Genomic DNA, 16,507 nt, shown 5'->3' on the forward strand with positions numbered 1-16,507 from the left:
GTAACAATCACTCGTGCGAGTGAACTCCGGCGCGTCGTGCCCGCATTCGATCCCGACGCCGCCGTCTGGCGCGGCGACGGCATCATCCCGGGGATGTAAACCCCTGGGCCAATGCGCGCGACCGGGAGATCAATCGGTGGGCCGATGTGTCCGACTGACGGCGCGTGACACCGTTCCAGACATGGACACCACCACGTTCACCACTCCGTCCACCGGACTGAGCCGCCGTCACATGCTGGGCTCCGCACTGGCATTGGGCGTCGCCGCCCCGCTCGGTCTGGCCACCGCCGCCCGGGCGGCGGCACCGACCGCACCCTCCGCCGGGGACGGAGGCACCGCTCCCACGCCCGGGCGGCTCACCCTGCCCGAACCCACCGGGCCGCACCCGGTCGGCACCGTCGCCCTGCACCTGCGCGACACCTCCCGCCCGGACCCGATCGCCGGCGCCGGCCACTACCGCGAGCTGATGGCGAGCGTCTGGTACCCCGCCCGGAACGCCGATGACCGCCCGCTCGCCCCCTGGATGGCCGACGGCGCCCTGCGCGCCTTCCTGGACGACGCCGGCTTCCCGCTCCCGCTCTCCCTCGCCCCGCTCACCTCGGGCCACCTGGGCGCGCCCGTCCACCGCTTCGGCCACCGCCTGCCCGTCGTCGTCTACTCGCACGGTGCGGGCAGCCACCGGGGCGACCACACGATCGTCGTCCAGGAACTCGCCAGCCGCGGCTACGTCGTGGTCACCGTCGACCACACCTACGACGGCGTCACCCAGTTCCCCGACGGCCGCGTCGTCACCCGGGCCGACGTGGACCGCGACCACATCCTCTCCCCGCACGACTACGCCGCCGACCTGCTCTTCGCACTCGACCGCGTCCGGGACCTCGCTGCCGGCCGCAACCCCGACGTCGACGGCCAGGCCCTCCCCGACGGCCTGCTCGGCGCCCTGGACCCGCTCGACATCGGCGTGTTCGGCTGGTCGAAGGGCGGCACCGCCACCGCTCTCGCCATGATCGCCGACCCCCGGGTCCGCGCCGGACTGAGTCTCGACGGCCCGATGCAGTGCCGGCCGGCCATCACCGCCGACCTGGACCGGCCGTTCCTGATGATGACCGCCGACTTCACCCGGGCCCAGGACCCGGCGGCCGCCGAGTTCTGGACCCACCTGCGGGGCTGGCGGCGCAACATCCAGGCCGACGGCGCCGTCCACTCCTCGTACGGAGACAACATGACGCTGATCCCGCAGGCGGCGAAGCTGCTCGGGATCAGCGACCAGCAGGTCCAGCAGATGGTCGGCACCCTCGACCCGGCCCGCGGCGTGCTCATCCAGCAGGCCTACCCGGCGGCCTTCTTCGACCTCCACCTGCGCCACCGCCGCGGGAACCTCCTCGACGGGCCGTCACCCCGGTTCCCCGAGGTCGCGTTCCTGCCGTGAGCCCGCCGGGCGGCCGCCACGGGGGTGCGGCCGCCCACCCGGCGCTCAGAGCTGCGGCGTGCGGTGAAGGGAGATCAGCAGCCGCCAGACCTGGTGGGCGATCCGCTCCGGGCCCGCCTCGATCCGGCCGTGCAGCCAGTCCCCGAGCACGCCGGTGAAGGCGCCGGCCACGGCGGCGGCCACCAGATCCGGTTCCGGGGCCCCCGCGAGTGCCCGCTCGGTACGGCTGCGCTCGCGCAGGTCGCGGGTGAGCACCAGGCCCAGCGGGCCGCCGCCGCCCGGGGCCAGCAGGGCACGGTAGAGCGGGGCGCGCGGGGCCAGTTCGGCGAAGAACCCGGCGAGCGCGGGCGGCGGGACGGCCGGGTCGGGCACGCCGCGCCAGGCGTGCAGGGCGTCCACGGCCGCGCGGACGACGTCGGCGCAGGCGTCCACCGCGAGCGCCTCCAGGTCGGCGTAGTGCACGTAGAAGGTGGCCCGGCCGACCCCGGCCCGGCGCACCAGCGCGGCCACGTTGACCTCCGCCAACGGGCGCTCGGCGCACTCGTCCAGCAGCGCCCGGCGCAGCGCGGCCCGGGTGCGTTCGGCCCTCGGGTCCTGGGCAGCCCCGGGCTCCCGGGCGGCGCTCATCCGGCGAGCAGGACGGCGCCGAGCGCGAGCGCCCCGGGCAGCGCCTGGGCCACCAGGATGCGGCGGTTCGCGGTCGCGCCGCCGTACAGGCCGGCCACGACCACGCAGACCAGGAAGAAGAGCTGCGCCTGGTGGCCGGTCGAGCCGCCGGCGACCAGGCCCCAGACGAGTCCGGCGGCGAGGAAGCCGTTGTAGAGGCCCTGGTTGGCGGCGAGCGGTGCGGTGGTGCGGGCGAGGGCGGCGTCGAAGCCGGAGAGCTCCCGCCCCGGCCGCCGTTCCCACAGGAACATCTCCAGCACCAGGAAGTACCCGTGCAGGGCGGCCACCAGGGCGACCAGGACATCGGCGGTCACGCGCATCATCGGCTCCCAGATTTAATGGACAGGTGTCCATGATATCCAGACAGGTGTCCATGAAGTCCAGTCGGCCCCCGGCCCGTCCCCGGACCGGCCCATGGCGCCGTCCGCCGGCCCGGTAAGGTGCACGCCCGGGGGCCGAGAACGGATCAGACCACAGGAGCACCGTGCGGATTCTGCTGCTGGGACCGTTGGAGCTGCGGACCCCCGGGGGCACCACCGTCCACATCGGAGGCGCCCGGCGCCGCGCCGTTCTGACGGCGCTCGCCCTGGACGCCAACCGCGTCGTCCCGGTCGAGCGGCTGCTCGACCTGGCCTGGGACCACGCCCCACCGCCCACCGCGCGCGCCGCGTTGCAGGGCCACATCGCCAAGCTGCGCACCCTGCTCGACGACGACCTGCTCCTGGAGACCCGCGCCCCGGGCTACGTGCTGCGCGCCGATCCGGACCTGATCGACGCCCACCGGCTGAGCCGTCTGCTCGACCGCGCCCGCGCCGAACCCGTCGACGAGACGGCCGTACCGCTGCTGCGCGAGGCCGTCGCGCTCCGGCGGGGACCCGCACTCGACGGCTGCGGGTCCACCGCGCTGCGCGACGGCGCCGCGGCCCGACTGGAGACCCTGCGGGTCGAGGCCCTGGAGCAGCTCGCCGAACGGCTGCTGCGCACCGGGCAGGGCGAGACGCTGACCGCCGCCCTCACCGAGGCGGTGGCCGAGCATTCGCTGCGCGAGTCGCTGATCCGGCTCGCCATGCTCTGCCTGCACCAGGAGGGCCGGCCCGCCGAGGCCGTCGCCCTGTTCGAGGCGACCCGCCGGCGGCTGGCCGAGGAGACCGGGATCGACCCCGGCACCGGCCTCCGGGAGGCGCTCGACCGGATCCGGTCCGACGCCGCGGCCCGGCCCCCGGCCGCCCCGGCCCGGCTGCCGCGCGAGCCCGGCCGATTCGTCGGACGGGAGGTCGAACTCGCCTGGCTGGGCGAGCAGAGCGGCACGCGGGGCAGCCCGGGCACCGCTGCCGGCGGCGACCGGCGGCTGCTCCTGGTGACCGGCCCGGCCGGGGTCGGCAAGACGGCGCTCGTGCTGCGCTGGGCGCACCGGAACGCCGCCGCGTTCCCGGACGGACGGATCGGCGTCAACCTCCGGGGCTTCGACGAGACCGAGCCGCTGAGTCCGGAGCAGGCGCTCGCCGAGCTGCTGCGGGCGCTCGGCACCGAGGACGCCGCCATTCCGGCCCACCGGGAGGAACTGACCGAGGCGTACCGGACGCTGTTGGCCGGCCGCCGGGTGCTGCTCGTGCTGGAGAACGCGCGGGACACCGAACAGGTGCTCCCGCTGCTGCCGACCGAGCCGGGCTGCGTCGTCGTGGTGACCAGCCGACACCGGCTCACCGGGTTGCTGGAGGTCGGGGGTGCGCGGGCGCTGTCCCTGGAGTCGCTCGACGCGCAGGAGGCCTTCGGTGTGCTGGCCGGGGTCACCGGCCGACCGCGCCTGGAGGCCGAACGGGAGGCGGCGGAGCGGGTGGTCGAGCTGTGCGAGGGGCTGCCGCTCGCGCTGCGGATCGCCGGCTCGCGACTGGCGACCCGGCCGCACTGGCGGGTCGCCACCCTGGCCGGCGAGCTGTCCGACGAGCGCTCCCGACTGGCCGCGCTGGCCACCCAGGGCGCACTGAGCGTCGCGGCGGCCCTGGAACTGACGGTCCGCACGCTGCCGGAGCCGGCCGTCGAGCTGTTCCGGTTACTCGGCGTCCACCCGGGCCAACAGGTCGACACCGCCGCGGCGGCCTCGCTGGCCGGGACCGACCGACGGGCGGCCGCCGCCTCGCTGGAGCTGCTGCACCTGGCGCACCTGATCGAGGAGAGCGCACCGGGCCGCTTCGAACGCCATGACCTGATCCGGCTCCACGCCCGGCACGCCGCCGAGGAACTCCCGGCCGCCACCCGGGCGGCGGCCCTGACCAGGCTCGTCGACCACTACCTCGCCGCGACCGCCGCCGGGCTCGTGCTCGCCCGGCCGGACGCCCGCCACCACCGGGCCGCCCACCGGCCGACCGGTGGCGCGCCCGGGTTCGGGACCTCGGCGGACGCGCTGGCCTGGTTCCGGACCGAGGAACCGACCGTCCGCGCCCTGATCTCGCTGGCCCACCGGTGGGGAGCCCACGAACACGGCTGCCGAATGGTCGAGAACGCCGGCTACCTCTACCTCGACGCCGGCCTGTTCCACGCCTGGGAGGAGGCGGCGCGGCAGGCGCTCACCGCCGCCGAGGCCGCCGGCACCGCCTCGAACTGGCCGCACCTGTACTCCAACCACAGCCTGTCGCTGGGCTGGCTGGGCCGACGGTCGGAGGCCCTGGAACAGTCCGAGCGCGCCGTCGCCGTCGCCGACCCGGAGAGCCTCCCGGTCCTGAGACACCGCTACCTCAGCATGCGGACGAGCTTCGCGGACGACTACAGCGAGCCCGGGAGGGCCCTGGAGGGAATCACCGAGACGGTGGCCCACGCTCGGGCCCACGGCGACCCCCGGCTGCTGTCCCAGGCGCTCAACAACCTGGCGCACGCCCTGTTCAGGGTGGACCGGGCCGCAGAGGCGCTGGATCCGATCGAGGAGTCGCTGGCCCTGCTGGCCGGGCGCGAGTCGGATCCGTACCTGGTGATCTCGACCAAGACCCACGCCCAGGTCCTGCGTGCGCTGGGGCGGTCGGACGAGGCCGTGGCGCAGATCCACCGGGTGCTGGAACTCGGCCGGGCGCAGGGCAACCAGGCCCACGCGGAGTTCGACTTCGCCGACTTCATCGGGCAGGTGATGTACGACCGGGGGCTCCGGGCCGAGGCACGCCGGCACTGGGAGCGGGCCCTGGAGCTGGCCGCCGAGCAGGGCCGGGTGACCCGCCAGGTAGAGCGGGTGCAGACCCGGCTGGCGCGCTGTTTCCCCTAGGTTCCGTCCGGCCCTAGCGGCTCCAGGAGGTGGTCGAGGTGGTCGCCCGGCTCGCGCCTCCCGTGCCGGTGACCCGGCCGCCCGGGGCGGCGGGCCGCAGGAAGTCGGACTCGGAGCCCGAGGTGCTCGTCCGCACGCCCGGGGCCGTGGCACCGCTCGCCGGTCCGGCCGTGGTACGCGGCGCGGCCGGGCCGGCCGACATCGCCGGCGTCCGGTGCGCGGCGGTGGTCCGACGCGCGGTGGGGGCGGCGGTCGAGGCCGAGGGCTCGTCACCGTCCGGCGCGACCCGCTCGATCCGCAGCTCCAGGTTGCGGCCCTGGCGGTCGCCGGCCCGGTCGCGGTTGCGGCTGTGCACGACCTGCGTCGACACGCCCCTGATCTCCTGCCACCGGCCCTGGACGGCGCGGATGTTGGGGCACCACTCACCCTGGAGGTGGTGCTCCAGTTCGAGCCGCCAGCTCTGCGCGTCGACGAGGTGGACGGCGCCGACCTCGCCGGGGATCTCCACCGGAGCGGCGCCCCGGACGGTCACCACCGCCCGCTGCGGATACTGCCCATCCACCGCCGTCACCGTGATCCGGCTCGGCCCCTGGTACCAGGCCATCGCTGTCCTCCCGCGTCCGTCCTCGTGCCGGCTGCCGACCGGCCTCAGCCAGTAGCACGGACGGCGCACGCTCCGGGGTTCGACCTGCCCCGATCCGTTCTGAACCCGTGACGCACGGCATCCGTACAACGGGGCGAATCCCGGCCCGCACACACCGTTGCGGCCGTCCGCGTCCGGCCCGAACCGGCATCAGCTCCTGGGAGAGACGATCGTGACCAGCACGGCGACACGGCGGCGGACCACCCTGCGCTGCGCCGCGGCGACCCTCGGCCTCGTCACGGCAGGGGCCCTCGCGGTGCGCGTCCCACCGCCCACGCGCGACCCGGTGCGGGCGCACCAGGCACACCAGGCGGAGCCGGCGCGGCCGGCGGTGGCGTACGACCCCGACCTGCGGCCGTCGGACACCTCGCGCAGCGGGGTCCGGCTGCTCCTGCCCGGGGCCGGTGCCCCGGCCGACCTCGCGCTCCTGGCTGACGGGCAGGGCCTCCGGTGACCGGGCAGCAGGGCGGCTCGCCCGACACTCCCCCGCCTTCCCTCCCGGGACCGGGCCTCCAACTGCCCTGGATGAGCGCCGAACCGGTCGTGCCCTCGGGTCCGAGCGCCGCCGAGCGGCTGCGGGCCGCCCTGCGGCAGGCCCGCCGGCGCGCCGCCGTACTCGGCGCGGCCGCCAGCGGCGCGGCCTCCCGACGGGTCGCCGCCCGGCCGGCGTTCCCGCGCGGCCGCATCCGACTCCCGGCCCTCCGCCGGCTCGGGCAGGGCCGCCGCAGGCCCTGGGACGCCCGGCGCATCACCATGGTGGCGGCGATGGGCTGTGGCGCGGTCCTCCTGCTGCTCGCGCCGTTCCTGCGGCAGGACGCCCCCTCCGGTGGCCCAGCCGCCGCGGCGGCACCCGACGGCCGTTCGCCACTGGGTACGCACGGCCGGCACCGCCCCTCGGCCGCGGACTCGCCCACCGACCAGCCGTCCCCGGCGAGCCCCACGCCGTCGGAGTCCTCCAGCGCCACGGTTGCGGCCACCGGGTCGCTGACGCCCTCCCCTTCGGCCGAGCACGTCACGACCACGCCCACGGCCGCCCGTTCCACCGCCGCCGCACCGGCCGCACCGGCCCCGCCGCCGCCTCCGACCGCGCCGCCCGCCGTACCGGCCCCGCCGCCCGTCGCACCGCCCGCCGCACCGGCGCAGCCAGCGCCGCCGGCGCCCGTTCCGCCGGCCGCGCAGCCCGCCTTCCAGGCGGTGGCCGGGTTCGGTTGTTCGGGCCCGGGCGGCCACTTCCAGGAGGTCGGGGCGTTCCGCCAGGGCACGGACGGCTGGGTGACCGTCAACAGCGGCGGCCTCACCGGCGACTCCTGCGACGGGCGCTACGAGGCGGTGCCGATGTCCGGCGACAAGAACAAGGACGACAACAGCACCTACGCCCTGTGGACCTTCGACGTCGGCGCGGGCTCGGCGAGTTGCGACGTCTCGGTGTACGTGCCGTCCTCCGGCTCGATCCAGCAGGTCGGCGGCGCACCCGCGTACTACACGGTGGCCGGAGCATCCGGCGCCGACCTGGGCCCGTTCACCGTCGACCAGGTGGGCCACCGCGGCGGCTGGGTCGACGCCGGCACCTTCCGCCCGGCGGGCGGCTCGCTGGTCGTCCGCCTCCACAACCGCGGCCAGGACTGGACCGGCTCCGGCCAGCCCACCCACGCCCACATCGCGGCCGCCCCCATCCGCCTCACCTGCAAGCCCTGACCATCCCTCCCCCGCCCCGGCCGGCCCGTCACCTCTCCCCACGGGCCGGCCGGGGCCCTTCTCCCTGCTCGGACGGGGCCGAGCCCGCCGGCTCGGCCCGCAGGGACGAACGAGGCCCGGGCCCCGGCCGGGAGGTTCGGGGCCGGAGCCCCGGGATCCTTCGCGTCATGCCCGAGGGGCCCTGTCATCGGTCCTCGCCGCACACCGACGTACGCCGCGGCCCCGCCCTGCGACGCGCAGGACGGGGCCGCGTTCCTGGTGCCCTGACCAGGGCCAGGCGTTACTGCGTCTCCTCCGTACTGCGACGGCGGCGGGTGCCGACCATCCCGAAGGCGCCGCCGATCAGCAGCAGCGCGCCGGCTCCGGCGACGACCACGCTGGTGGCGCCGCCGCCCCCGGTGGAGGCGAGGGGCTGGCCGTGGGCCTCGCCGGGCGGCGTGGTCGCGGGCGCGGCGGCGGCCACGGGGGCGGTCGGTGTCGCGGTGGGGCTCGCCGTCGGCGCCGGGGTGGCGGACGCGGCCGCCGTGGGCGTCGTGGTGGGGGTGACCACCGGGGCCGGGGCCTGCGTGGTGGGCGCCGGGGCCGGGGTGCGGGTCGGGGTGGGCTGCTCGGTGGGGCGCGTCGTGGTCGGCTGGCCGGTCGGCTGACTGCTGGGCTGACCGGTCGGCGCCGAGATGGCCGTGGTACTCGGGGTCGCGGCCGGGGTGGACGGGGCGGTGGTCGGGGTGACCACCGGGTCGGCCGTCGGGGAACAGTCCGCGGTGGGGGCCTGGGTGCCGGTGGCGGGCGCGCCGGTCGTGGTCGCCGTCGGCGAGGCCGGCGGGGTCGTGGGCTTGGGAGTCTTCTTGGGCTTGGCCGGCGCCGGGCTCTCGGAGGGGTCGGCGGGCTGGGCGGTGGTGACCTTCGGGTCCGGAGTGTCGTCGCCGGAGTCGCCGGAGTCATCGGAGTCGTCCGCCTGCGGCGTGCCCTTCACGCGCTTGGCCTCCGTCGCCGCCAGGCGCCGGCTCTGCGAGGCGCTGGCCTGCGGGGAGGCGGGCGTGCCCGAGATCGGCGTGCGCGTCCCGGCGTCGTGCCGCGGGGTGGCCGACGGCGAGGCGGTGTCCTCGGCGTCGGCCGTGGGCTTGGTGGTCGGGCCGGTCCGGGTGGCGGTGACCTCCGGCGACGGGCTGCCGACCGGGCCGGGGCAGTGCGCGGCGCCGTCCGACGGCTTGGAGTCGACGTGGTAGCCGGCCACGATCTTGGTGAACTCGTACGGGCTCTGCTGGATCCCGCCGCACTTCGACGCGGTGTCCTTGGAGAACGTCCCGGCGCAGGAGCGGTCCCGGTTGACGGCCCAGAAGGTGAAGCGGGCGAGGTGGTGGGCGACGGCGAAGTCCCGCATGGCCTGGAAGTCGGCCGGGGAGACCACTTCGTCCGGGGAGTCGCTGTGCCCGTTGATGGAGGACAGGCCGGCGTGGCGCCAGGCGGTGTCCTGGTCGTAGCCGTAGGCCTTGACGAGGGCCTGCTGGAGCCCGGAGAGGGCGGACTCGGTGGCGTCCACCATGGAGCCGCTGTGGCGGTCGAAGTCGAACGGCATGACGACCCAGCCGTCCACCTCCAGGCCCGCCTTGGCCGCCTTGGCGATGAGGTCGGTGCCGTCGGCGTCGGGGCCGTTCTCCTCGGTGCTGAAGGTGACGTAGACCCGCAGGCCGGGATTCTTCGCCTTGACCGTCTTGAGCGCGTCGACCACCCGCTGGCGGGATTCGGCGCCGGTCAGCTCGGTGCTCTCGATGTCGATGTCGATCGCCTTCAGCTGGTAGGCGTCGATCACCTTCTGGTAGGCGGCGGCGAGTTGGGTCGCGTCGGTGCACTTCTCCCCGAGCTTGGCGCCGTCCCAGCCGCCGAAGGAGGCCACCACGTCGCCGCCGGCGGCGCGGATCGCCTTGATCTTCGCCTCCTCGTCGCTGCCGGTCAGCGCGCGCTCGCCGTCCCAGGCCGGCTCGCAGCCCTGGCCGGCGAGCAGGAAGGCCAGGGTGAACTGCCGGATGCCGGTCGCCTTCATCACCTCGACCGGGTCCTGGGCGGCACCCGACTCGCCCCAACCCAGGTACTCGTAGACGGCGTTGAGGCCGACCGGATCGGTGGCGGCGGCCGGCGCGTCGTTCTGCGCGACGATCAGGACGCCGCCGGCCGCGAGCGCGGTGGCGGCGGCGGCGATCCGCCGACGGCGGCTGAGCCGGTGTTTGGACATGGCAGAGGATCTCCTGGGCTGGGAAGTGGACGGGGTCGCCCCCGCCGCCGCGGCGCCCGGTCGCCCGGGTGCGGGCGGACTCCGGGCACCGGCCCCGGTCCCGCCGGGGCCGCGGGAACGGGAGCCGGTTCGAGGTGCCACCGCGTACGGCGACGGGCTCACGGCCCTCGGGGTCACCGCCGCACGGAGGGGGTCCTCGGCGAGGAACACGGAACGACACCCGTGCCCGGTTCACCGCCGACGCGACCCGCCTGGCCGGCCGTCAACTGCCGGGTGCCCGACCGGCCCCGGCCCGGTCATCCGGTCGCTGCCGGCCGCAGCCCGGACAGCCCGCCGGGCCCGGCGGGCGACGGAGCGACGGGCGGCGGAGCGGCGGGCGGCGGAACAGCCGGCGGCGGAGCGGCGGGCGGCGGAACAGCCGGCGGCGGAGCGGCGCGGGCGTCCGCGGCGACCCTGCGGCGGGTTCCGTCCGACCGCCCCGGCGGCAGCTCCACGGGTGCGCCGCGCACCAGTTCGTCCAGCAGCCGGTCCAGGGGGTCCGGCGCGACGCCGTCGATCGCCGCATCCGCCGGGAGCACGTGTTCGGGAGCAGGCCGCTCCCCCACCCCGCGCTCCGGCACGGCACGGTCGGAAACCTCCGTACCGTCGCCCGGGCTCTCGCCCGAGGTCTCGCCGCGGACGCCCTCGAGCGTCCGGCTCAGCCGGTCCACCAGCCGGGCCCGCCCGGAGTCCGCGGCCCGCTCGGGGACGGTCGGCTCGGGCACCTGACGGACCAGCTCGCCGACGAGTCGGCGGGCCAGCTCCAGTGCCTGCGCGGCGGTCTCCAGCGCACGGGCGGAGGCGCCGTGCGCCGGGACGGGACCCGTCACGCTCTCCAGCGCGGCGCCCGCCGCCCGCACCGCGTGGTCGAGCAGCCGCCGGGTGGCGGCCACCCGTTCCGGGCACGGCAGTTCGGCGGCCAGCTCCACGGCGTAGAGGCGGGCCAGGCGGTCGACCTGGAACAGCCCGGGCAGGGCCTCCAGCACGAGGTGCGCCGCGTCCAGCTCCGCGAGCAGTTCGCGGGCCCGGGCCGGCGAGGCGCCCGTCAGTGCCGCGGCGTCCCCGCTGTCGAGGGTCTCGCCGGGGTGCAACCCGGACAGGGCGAACAGGCGTCGCGCCTCCTCGGGCAGCACCCGGACGCTCCGGCCGAGCGCCGTCGCCATGCCGAGTGCGCCGCCGGTGGCGAGCGCGGCGAGGCCGGTGCGCTGATCGGACATCTCCTCCGCGAGGTCGCTCAGCGACCAGGCGGGCCTGGAGGCGAGTCGGGCGCCGGTCACCCGGAGGGCCAGCGGCAACCGGTCGCACAGCTCCACCAGCCGCCGGGCCGCACCCGGCTCGGCCGCTGTCCGCCCCGGTCCCGCCACCCGGGCGAGGAGTTCGACGGCCTCCGCTTCCGGCAGGCCGGCGACGGGCAGCGGGATGGCGGCCTCGCGCACCACCAGGTCGGTCAGTCGGGAGCGGCTGGTGACGACGACCACCGGCTCGGGCGAGGCGGGCAGCAGCGGTTCGACCTGCTCGGCGCTGCGCGCACCGTCCAGGACGAGCAGCAGCCGACGGCCTTCGGTGCGGGCGCGGAAGAGTTCGACGGCCCGGGCGAGGTCGGCGGGTACCTCACCGGCCGGGACGCCGAGCCATCCGAGCACCGCGGCGAGTGCCTCCGCGGGAGTGAGCGGTTCCTCCTCGCCGAAGCCCCGCAGGTTCAGGTGGATCCGGCCGTCGGGGAAGCGGTCGGCGTGGGCGTGCGCCCAGTGCAGGACCAGGCTGCTCTTGCCGGCCCCGGCGACCCCGGTGACCAGCACCGGCCGGCCCTCGGCGCGCAGCGTCGCGTCGTCCAGCAGTCGCAGTTCGGCCGCGCGGCCGACCAGGTCCACGCCCATCCGCGGCAGCGCGCCGCGGCCGGCCGGAGCGGTCACGGCGCTCGCCTCGGCGGGGTTCAGGGCTTCGCCGGCCTCGCACAGCAGCCGACCCGGGGTCCGGCCGTGGGCGGCGAGCCGCGCCAGGGCCCGCTCATGGGCGAGCCTGGCGTCGGCGGTCCGCCCGGCCTGGTGGAGGCCGCGGGTCAGCAGGGCCGCCGCGGACTCCCGCAGCGGGTCCGCGGTGACGGCCGTCTGCAGGTCGCCGATGGCCTCGGCGCCGCGTCCCACCGCCAGCAGTCGCTCGGCGAGGTGTTCGGCGGCCAGGCTCCGCGCGGTGTCCAGGCTCCGGCCCGTGGTCTCGATGAGGGTCCGTGAGCCGCAGTCCGTCAGGGCCGGTCCGTCCCACAGGTCGAGGGCCTCGCGCAGCAGGGCGACGGCGTGCTCGGTGTCGGCGGCCTCCTCGGCGGCGGCCGTCAGCCGTTCGAAGCGCTTGGCGTCGACCAGGTCCGGCTCTCCGACCAGGACGTAGCCCTCGGGCCGGGTCAGCAGGGTCAGGCCGTCGCCCAGTCCGCGCCGGACGGCGGAGACGTGGCCCTGGAGGGCCGCCCGTGCGGTCGGGGGCGGGGCCCCGTCCCAGACCGTGTCGAGCAGTCGCCCGACCGGGACGGGACGGTTCAACTCGCTTGCGAGCAGGGCGAGCACCGCCCGGCGACGGGCTCCGGCCACGACGACGGGGCGCCCTTGGTCACAGCGGACTTCGACTCGGCCCAGCAGCCGGACGCGCACACTCTCTCCTGCTTGTCTGAGGACGGGACGGGCTGAGGATATGGAGGTTTTCGATCTTCGTCCAAGCCCCCGCCGGGATTGGTAAGGAAACCCAACTGGCCGTCGTCACTTGCGGATTGGAAGCACCAGCCGCCGATTTTCGACACTCAAGCTTCGTACGGAGTTCACCATCCGGTCATCATGGACACGGCACCTCCGCCATCCCGAAGGCGGGCGGTCACCTCGAAGTGACGCGCGTAGACTCGCCGACTGTAAGGAATGATTAAGATCGACCGGTACCTTCGCCGGAGCCGAACCCCTGGGGAGCACATGCGCATCCGGCTGCTCGGGCCGACCGAGCTCAGGGCCGCCGATGGCCGGAGCATTCCGGTGCCGGGGGCCAAACGCCGGGGTGTACTGGCCCTGCTGGCCCTGGAGTTCGGCCGCTGCGTGCGGGTCGACCGCTTCTACGACCTGCTGTGGGACGAGGCGCCGCCGGCCCAGGCCAAGGCCGTACTCCAGGGTCACGTCGCCGCGCTGCGCAAGCACCTGAACGGGACCGCCCTCACCCTGGAGACCCGCTCCTCGGGCTACCTCCTCAACGGCGACGCCGAGTCGGTCGACGTCCACCGCTTCGGCGCGCTCACCGCCCGCGCCGGCGAGGAGCCGGACAGCGGGACGGCCGCCGCCCTGTTCGGCGAAGCCCTCCGCCTCTGGGAGGGCGCCCCGCTCGCCGACCTGCCCGACACCGAGCAGCGACGCGCCCTGACGGACCGGCTGGACCGCGCCCACGAGCAGGCCGTACACGACTGGACCGAACGGCTGCTGCACATCGGTCAGGGGGGCACGGCCCTCCCGGTGCTCGAACGGCACCTGCACACCGAATGGCTCCAGGAGCCGACCGCCGCCCTGCTGGTGCGCTGCCTGCACCAGGCCGGGCGCCCGGCCGAGGCCCTGCGGCTCTACCACCGCGCGCGCAGCGGGCTCGCCGCCGAGCTCGGCCTGCGACCGGGCCCGGCGCTGCAGGCCGCCCTGGCGGCGGTGCTCGCCGACGATCGCGCCCCGGCCGACCCCGGTGGCGCCCCGGGCCGGCCGGAACCCGTCGACGCGCGGGCTCGGCCGTCGGTCCTCCCCCACCCGGCCGTCGGCGCGGCCCGGCCCGCCACCGGCTCCCTGCCCCGCCGCACGCCCGGCTTCGTCGGCCGGGCCGCCGAGTTGGACTGGCTCGACCACGCCTGCGGCGCCGACCGCCCCGACCACGCGCTGGCCGTGGTGGTGGGCGCGGCCGGCGCCGGCAAGACCGCGACCGTGGTGCGCTGGGCCCACACCGCCGCCGGCGGCTTCCGGGACGGCCACCTCCACCACGACCTACGGGGCTTCGACCCGGCCCGGCCCAGCGACCCGGCGGAGGTGCTGGGACACTTCCTGCGGGCGCTCGGGCTCGCCGAGGCCGAGATCCCCGAGGACCGCGCCCGCCTCGGCGCGCTCTACCGGGCGCTCACCGCCGAGCGCGAGCTGCTGGTGCTGCTCGACAACGTGCGCAGCGCCGCCGACGTCACCGAGTTGCTGCCCGCCGGGCCGCGCAGCGCGACCGTGGTCACCAGTCGCAACACGCTGGAGGACCTGGTCGTCTCCGAGGGGGCGGCGCTGCTCCGGCTGGAGGCGCTGCCCGAGGCCGACGCGCTCGGCCTGCTCGCCCAGATCCTCGGCGGGGAACGGCTCGCCGCCGAACCGGCCGCCGCCCGCCGGCTGGCCGAGCTGTGCGACCACCTCCCGCTCGCCCTGCGGATCGCCGCGGCCCGGCTCGCCGCCCAACCGGCCTGGACCGTCGGCCACCTGGTCGCCGAGGTCGAGGACGAGCGCACCCGGCTGCCCGCCCTCGACGCCCACGGTGGCGTGAGCGTGCGCTCGGCGCTCAACCTGACGCTGCGCCGCCTGCCGTCGACCGCGGTACGGCTGGTCGCCCTGCTGGCGGTGCCCCCCGGGCCGGAGGTCGACGTGCCGACCGCGGCCGCGCTGCTCGAAGCACCACCGGGCGAGGCCCGGCGGGCACTCGGTACGCTGACGGCCCACCACCTGCTCACCGAGACGACCCCGGGCCGCTACGGCCGCCACGACCTGATCCGGCTCTACGGCCGGGAGTTGCTCGACGCCGATCCGCCCGCGCGGCGGCACCAGGCGCTGGTCCGGCTGCTCGACTACTACCTCGCCGCCGCCATGGCGGGCGCCTGCCTGCTCCAGCCGCACCTCAGCGAGTTCGAGCGGCCGGTGGAGTTCCCGCCGCCCGTGCTGCCCGACCTGCCGGACGTGCGCTCCGCGCTGGAGTGGTTCCGCGCCGAGGAGCCCGCCGTCCGTGCCCTGGTGGCTGCCGGCACCGAGGCCGGCGAGGACGACCGGTCCTGGCAGCTGGCCTTCCTGGCCAACTGCCTCTACTTCGGGGCCGGGCGGCTCACCGACCGGCTCGACTGCCTGCGGCACGGCCTCTCCGCGGCCACCCGGACCGGGGACCCGGTGGCGGCGGCCCTGATGGAGGCCGCCACCGCGCGGGCGCTCAGCGGCAAGCGGCGCCCGGCGGAGGCGCTGGTCCTCGCCCGCCGGGCCGACGACCGCACGCGCGACCACGACGGCCCCGCACAGATCTACACCATGGCCGTGCTGGCGGTGGCGCTCGCCGACCACGGCGACCTGGCCGAGGCCCGACGGCTCTCCGACGCGACCGTGCGCCGGCTGGACGAGCTCGGCCTGCACCAGGCCGGCGCGACGGTGCTGAGCAACGCGGCGACCCTGGCGAACCTGAGCGGCGACGGGCCGACGGCACTGCGCCATGCCCGCGAGGCCCGCCGGCTGCTGGCCCCGCACCCCCACGCCACCTTCCACCTCCTCGCCCTGGCCGACGAGGCCCACGCACTGCAACTCCTCGGCCGAGGCGAGGAGTCGGAGCGCACCTGGGAGGAGACGGTGGCACGCTGCCGGGCCAGCGCGGCGCGCCACCTCGAAGCGGCCGTCCAGCAGCGCTACGCCGACTTCCTGCTGGGCACCGACCGGCCGGCCGCGGCCTCGGCGCGGCTGCGCACGGCGCTCCGGCTCTACGGGGAGCTCGGCGACACCGGCAGCGTCGCCGAGCTCGGAGCACGGATCGCCACGATCGACGGGGAGCTCTCGGCTCAGAGCACTCAGAGCGCTCGGAGCACGCAGGGCGCTCAGACCGCGACCGGTATCCCCCGGGCCGCCAGGATCGGGCGCAGCGCCCGCACCGCATAGAAGTTGCGGGACTTCACCGTCCCCACCGGTACGCCGAGCGTCGACGCGACCTCCGCCGTCGAGCGGCCCTTCAGGTGCAGTTCCACCAGCACGTCGCGGTGGTGCGGCTGGAGTTCCGCCATGGCCGTCGCCAGGTCGCGGGCGGTGAGCACCTCGTCGTAGGGGTCGTGGGTCCCGGCGTAGTACTCGTGCGCGTCGTCGGCGACCTCCCGGGCCCGGGAGGAGGCGGTCCGGAAGTGGTCGATGGCTATCCGGCGGGCCACCGTGAACAGCCAGGGGCGACTCTCCTCGATGCCGCGCTCGATGGCGGCCGGGTTCTGCCAGGCCCGCAGGAAGGTCTCCTGCAGGATGTCCTCGGCCTTGCCCCGGTCACCGCTGGTGACCCGGAGCATGGCGCGCAGCAGGCCCGGACCGTGCACGCGGTACAGCTCCGCCAGGGTGTCCTGGTCCAGGGTCGCGCGGCCCCGGGCGGAGTGTTCGGCGCGCTGCTGGGCGCCATCGGGTGAAGCGGCGGCTTCCTCGGCCACGGCTCTGTCCTTCGCTCTGGTACAACGGCATCGGCGGGCAGCCGCGGGGGTCTTCGTGGTGAGCCCCGGTGCCTCGCCCTGACGGAAAGACCGTCCCAGCCGCCGCCAATGTCCGCCCAACGGTCCGGTCGGCCTCCGCTTTGGCCGCC

General features: G+C 76.3%; 11 protein-coding genes. 5 read left to right on the top strand and 6 right to left on the bottom strand.

All coding sequences use genetic code 11. The features are described from left to right. Nucleotides 1–181 precede the first annotated feature (181 nt). Entirely contained in the window at nucleotides 182–1,429 is a 1,248-nt protein-coding gene (locus ACIO5E_RS33385; RefSeq protein ID WP_400675215.1) for an alpha/beta hydrolase family protein, read from the top strand. Between the two features lie 45 nt (nucleotides 1,430–1,474). On the opposite strand, the gene ACIO5E_RS33390 is transcribed toward ACIO5E_RS33385, so the two are convergent. Both ACIO5E_RS33390 and ACIO5E_RS33395 read right to left on the bottom strand, forming a co-directional pair. Continuing rightward, complete coding sequence (locus tag ACIO5E_RS33390) at nucleotides 1,475–2,056, bottom strand: TetR/AcrR family transcriptional regulator (RefSeq protein ID WP_400675217.1); 582 nt, start codon at nucleotides 2,054–2,056, stop codon at nucleotides 1,475–1,477. Continuing rightward, nucleotides 2,053–2,415, bottom strand: a complete 363-nt coding sequence (locus ACIO5E_RS33395) for a DUF1304 domain-containing protein (RefSeq protein WP_400675220.1) — start codon at nucleotides 2,413–2,415, stop codon at nucleotides 2,053–2,055. Before ACIO5E_RS33395 ends, ACIO5E_RS33390 begins: the two co-directional genes overlap by 4 nt. 164 nt (nucleotides 2,416–2,579) lie before the next feature. Between ACIO5E_RS33395 and ACIO5E_RS33400 the strand changes: the two genes are divergently transcribed. Further along, nucleotides 2,580–5,342 carry a BTAD domain-containing putative transcriptional regulator gene (locus ACIO5E_RS33400; protein WP_400675223.1) on the top strand — a complete coding sequence of 921 codons (2,763 nt, stop codon included), beginning with the start codon at nucleotides 2,580–2,582 and terminating at the stop codon, nucleotides 5,340–5,342. Nucleotides 5,343–5,355: 13 nt separating this feature from the next. Here ACIO5E_RS33400 and ACIO5E_RS33405 read toward each other — a convergent pair whose 3' ends face one another. After that, nucleotides 5,356–5,946: a hypothetical protein gene (locus ACIO5E_RS33405; protein ID WP_400675226.1), complete on the bottom strand. Its 591-nt coding sequence runs from the start codon at nucleotides 5,944–5,946 to the stop codon at nucleotides 5,356–5,358. A 211-nt stretch (nucleotides 5,947–6,157) separates the two neighbouring features. Between ACIO5E_RS33405 and ACIO5E_RS33410 the strand changes: the two genes are divergently transcribed. Further along, nucleotides 6,158–6,439, top strand: coding sequence for a hypothetical protein (locus ACIO5E_RS33410; protein WP_400675228.1), 282 nt, complete (start codon nucleotides 6,158–6,160; stop codon nucleotides 6,437–6,439). A 71-nt stretch (nucleotides 6,440–6,510) separates the two neighbouring features. Further along, a complete protein-coding gene (locus tag ACIO5E_RS33415) occupies nucleotides 6,511–7,680 on the top strand; it encodes a hypothetical protein (RefSeq protein WP_400675231.1) in 1,170 nt (389 codons plus the stop codon). A 280-nt stretch (nucleotides 7,681–7,960) separates the two neighbouring features. On the opposite strand, the gene ACIO5E_RS33420 is transcribed toward ACIO5E_RS33415, so the two are convergent. Continuing rightward, nucleotides 7,961–9,910, bottom strand: coding sequence for a hypothetical protein (locus ACIO5E_RS33420; RefSeq protein ID WP_400675233.1), 1,950 nt, complete (start codon nucleotides 9,908–9,910; stop codon nucleotides 7,961–7,963). Between the two features lie 296 nt (nucleotides 9,911–10,206). Further along, on the bottom strand, nucleotides 10,207–12,531 hold the full coding sequence (locus tag ACIO5E_RS33425) for a BTAD domain-containing putative transcriptional regulator (RefSeq protein ID WP_400675235.1): 2,325 nt from the start codon (nucleotides 12,529–12,531) through the stop codon (nucleotides 10,207–10,209). Nucleotides 12,532–12,900: 369 nt separating this feature from the next. Here ACIO5E_RS33425 and ACIO5E_RS33430 point away from each other — a divergent pair, with 369 nt between their 5' ends. Then, nucleotides 12,901–15,831, top strand: a complete 2,931-nt coding sequence (locus tag ACIO5E_RS33430; protein ID WP_400675237.1) for a BTAD domain-containing putative transcriptional regulator — start codon at nucleotides 12,901–12,903, stop codon at nucleotides 15,829–15,831. Here the strand turns inward: ACIO5E_RS33430 and ACIO5E_RS33435 are convergent. Then, the gene (locus tag ACIO5E_RS33435; RefSeq protein ID WP_400675240.1) at nucleotides 15,771–16,358 is read right to left on the bottom strand and encodes a sigma-70 family RNA polymerase sigma factor; all 588 of its coding nucleotides are present in this window, start codon (nucleotides 16,356–16,358) and stop codon (nucleotides 15,771–15,773) included. The genes ACIO5E_RS33430 and ACIO5E_RS33435 overlap by 61 nt on opposite strands. Nucleotides 16,359–16,507 lie beyond the last annotated feature (149 nt).

Origin of the sequence: Kitasatospora sp. NPDC087314, assembly GCF_044744365.1 — a bacterium.
Lineage (GTDB): Bacteria > Actinomycetota > Actinomycetes > Streptomycetales > Streptomycetaceae > Kitasatospora.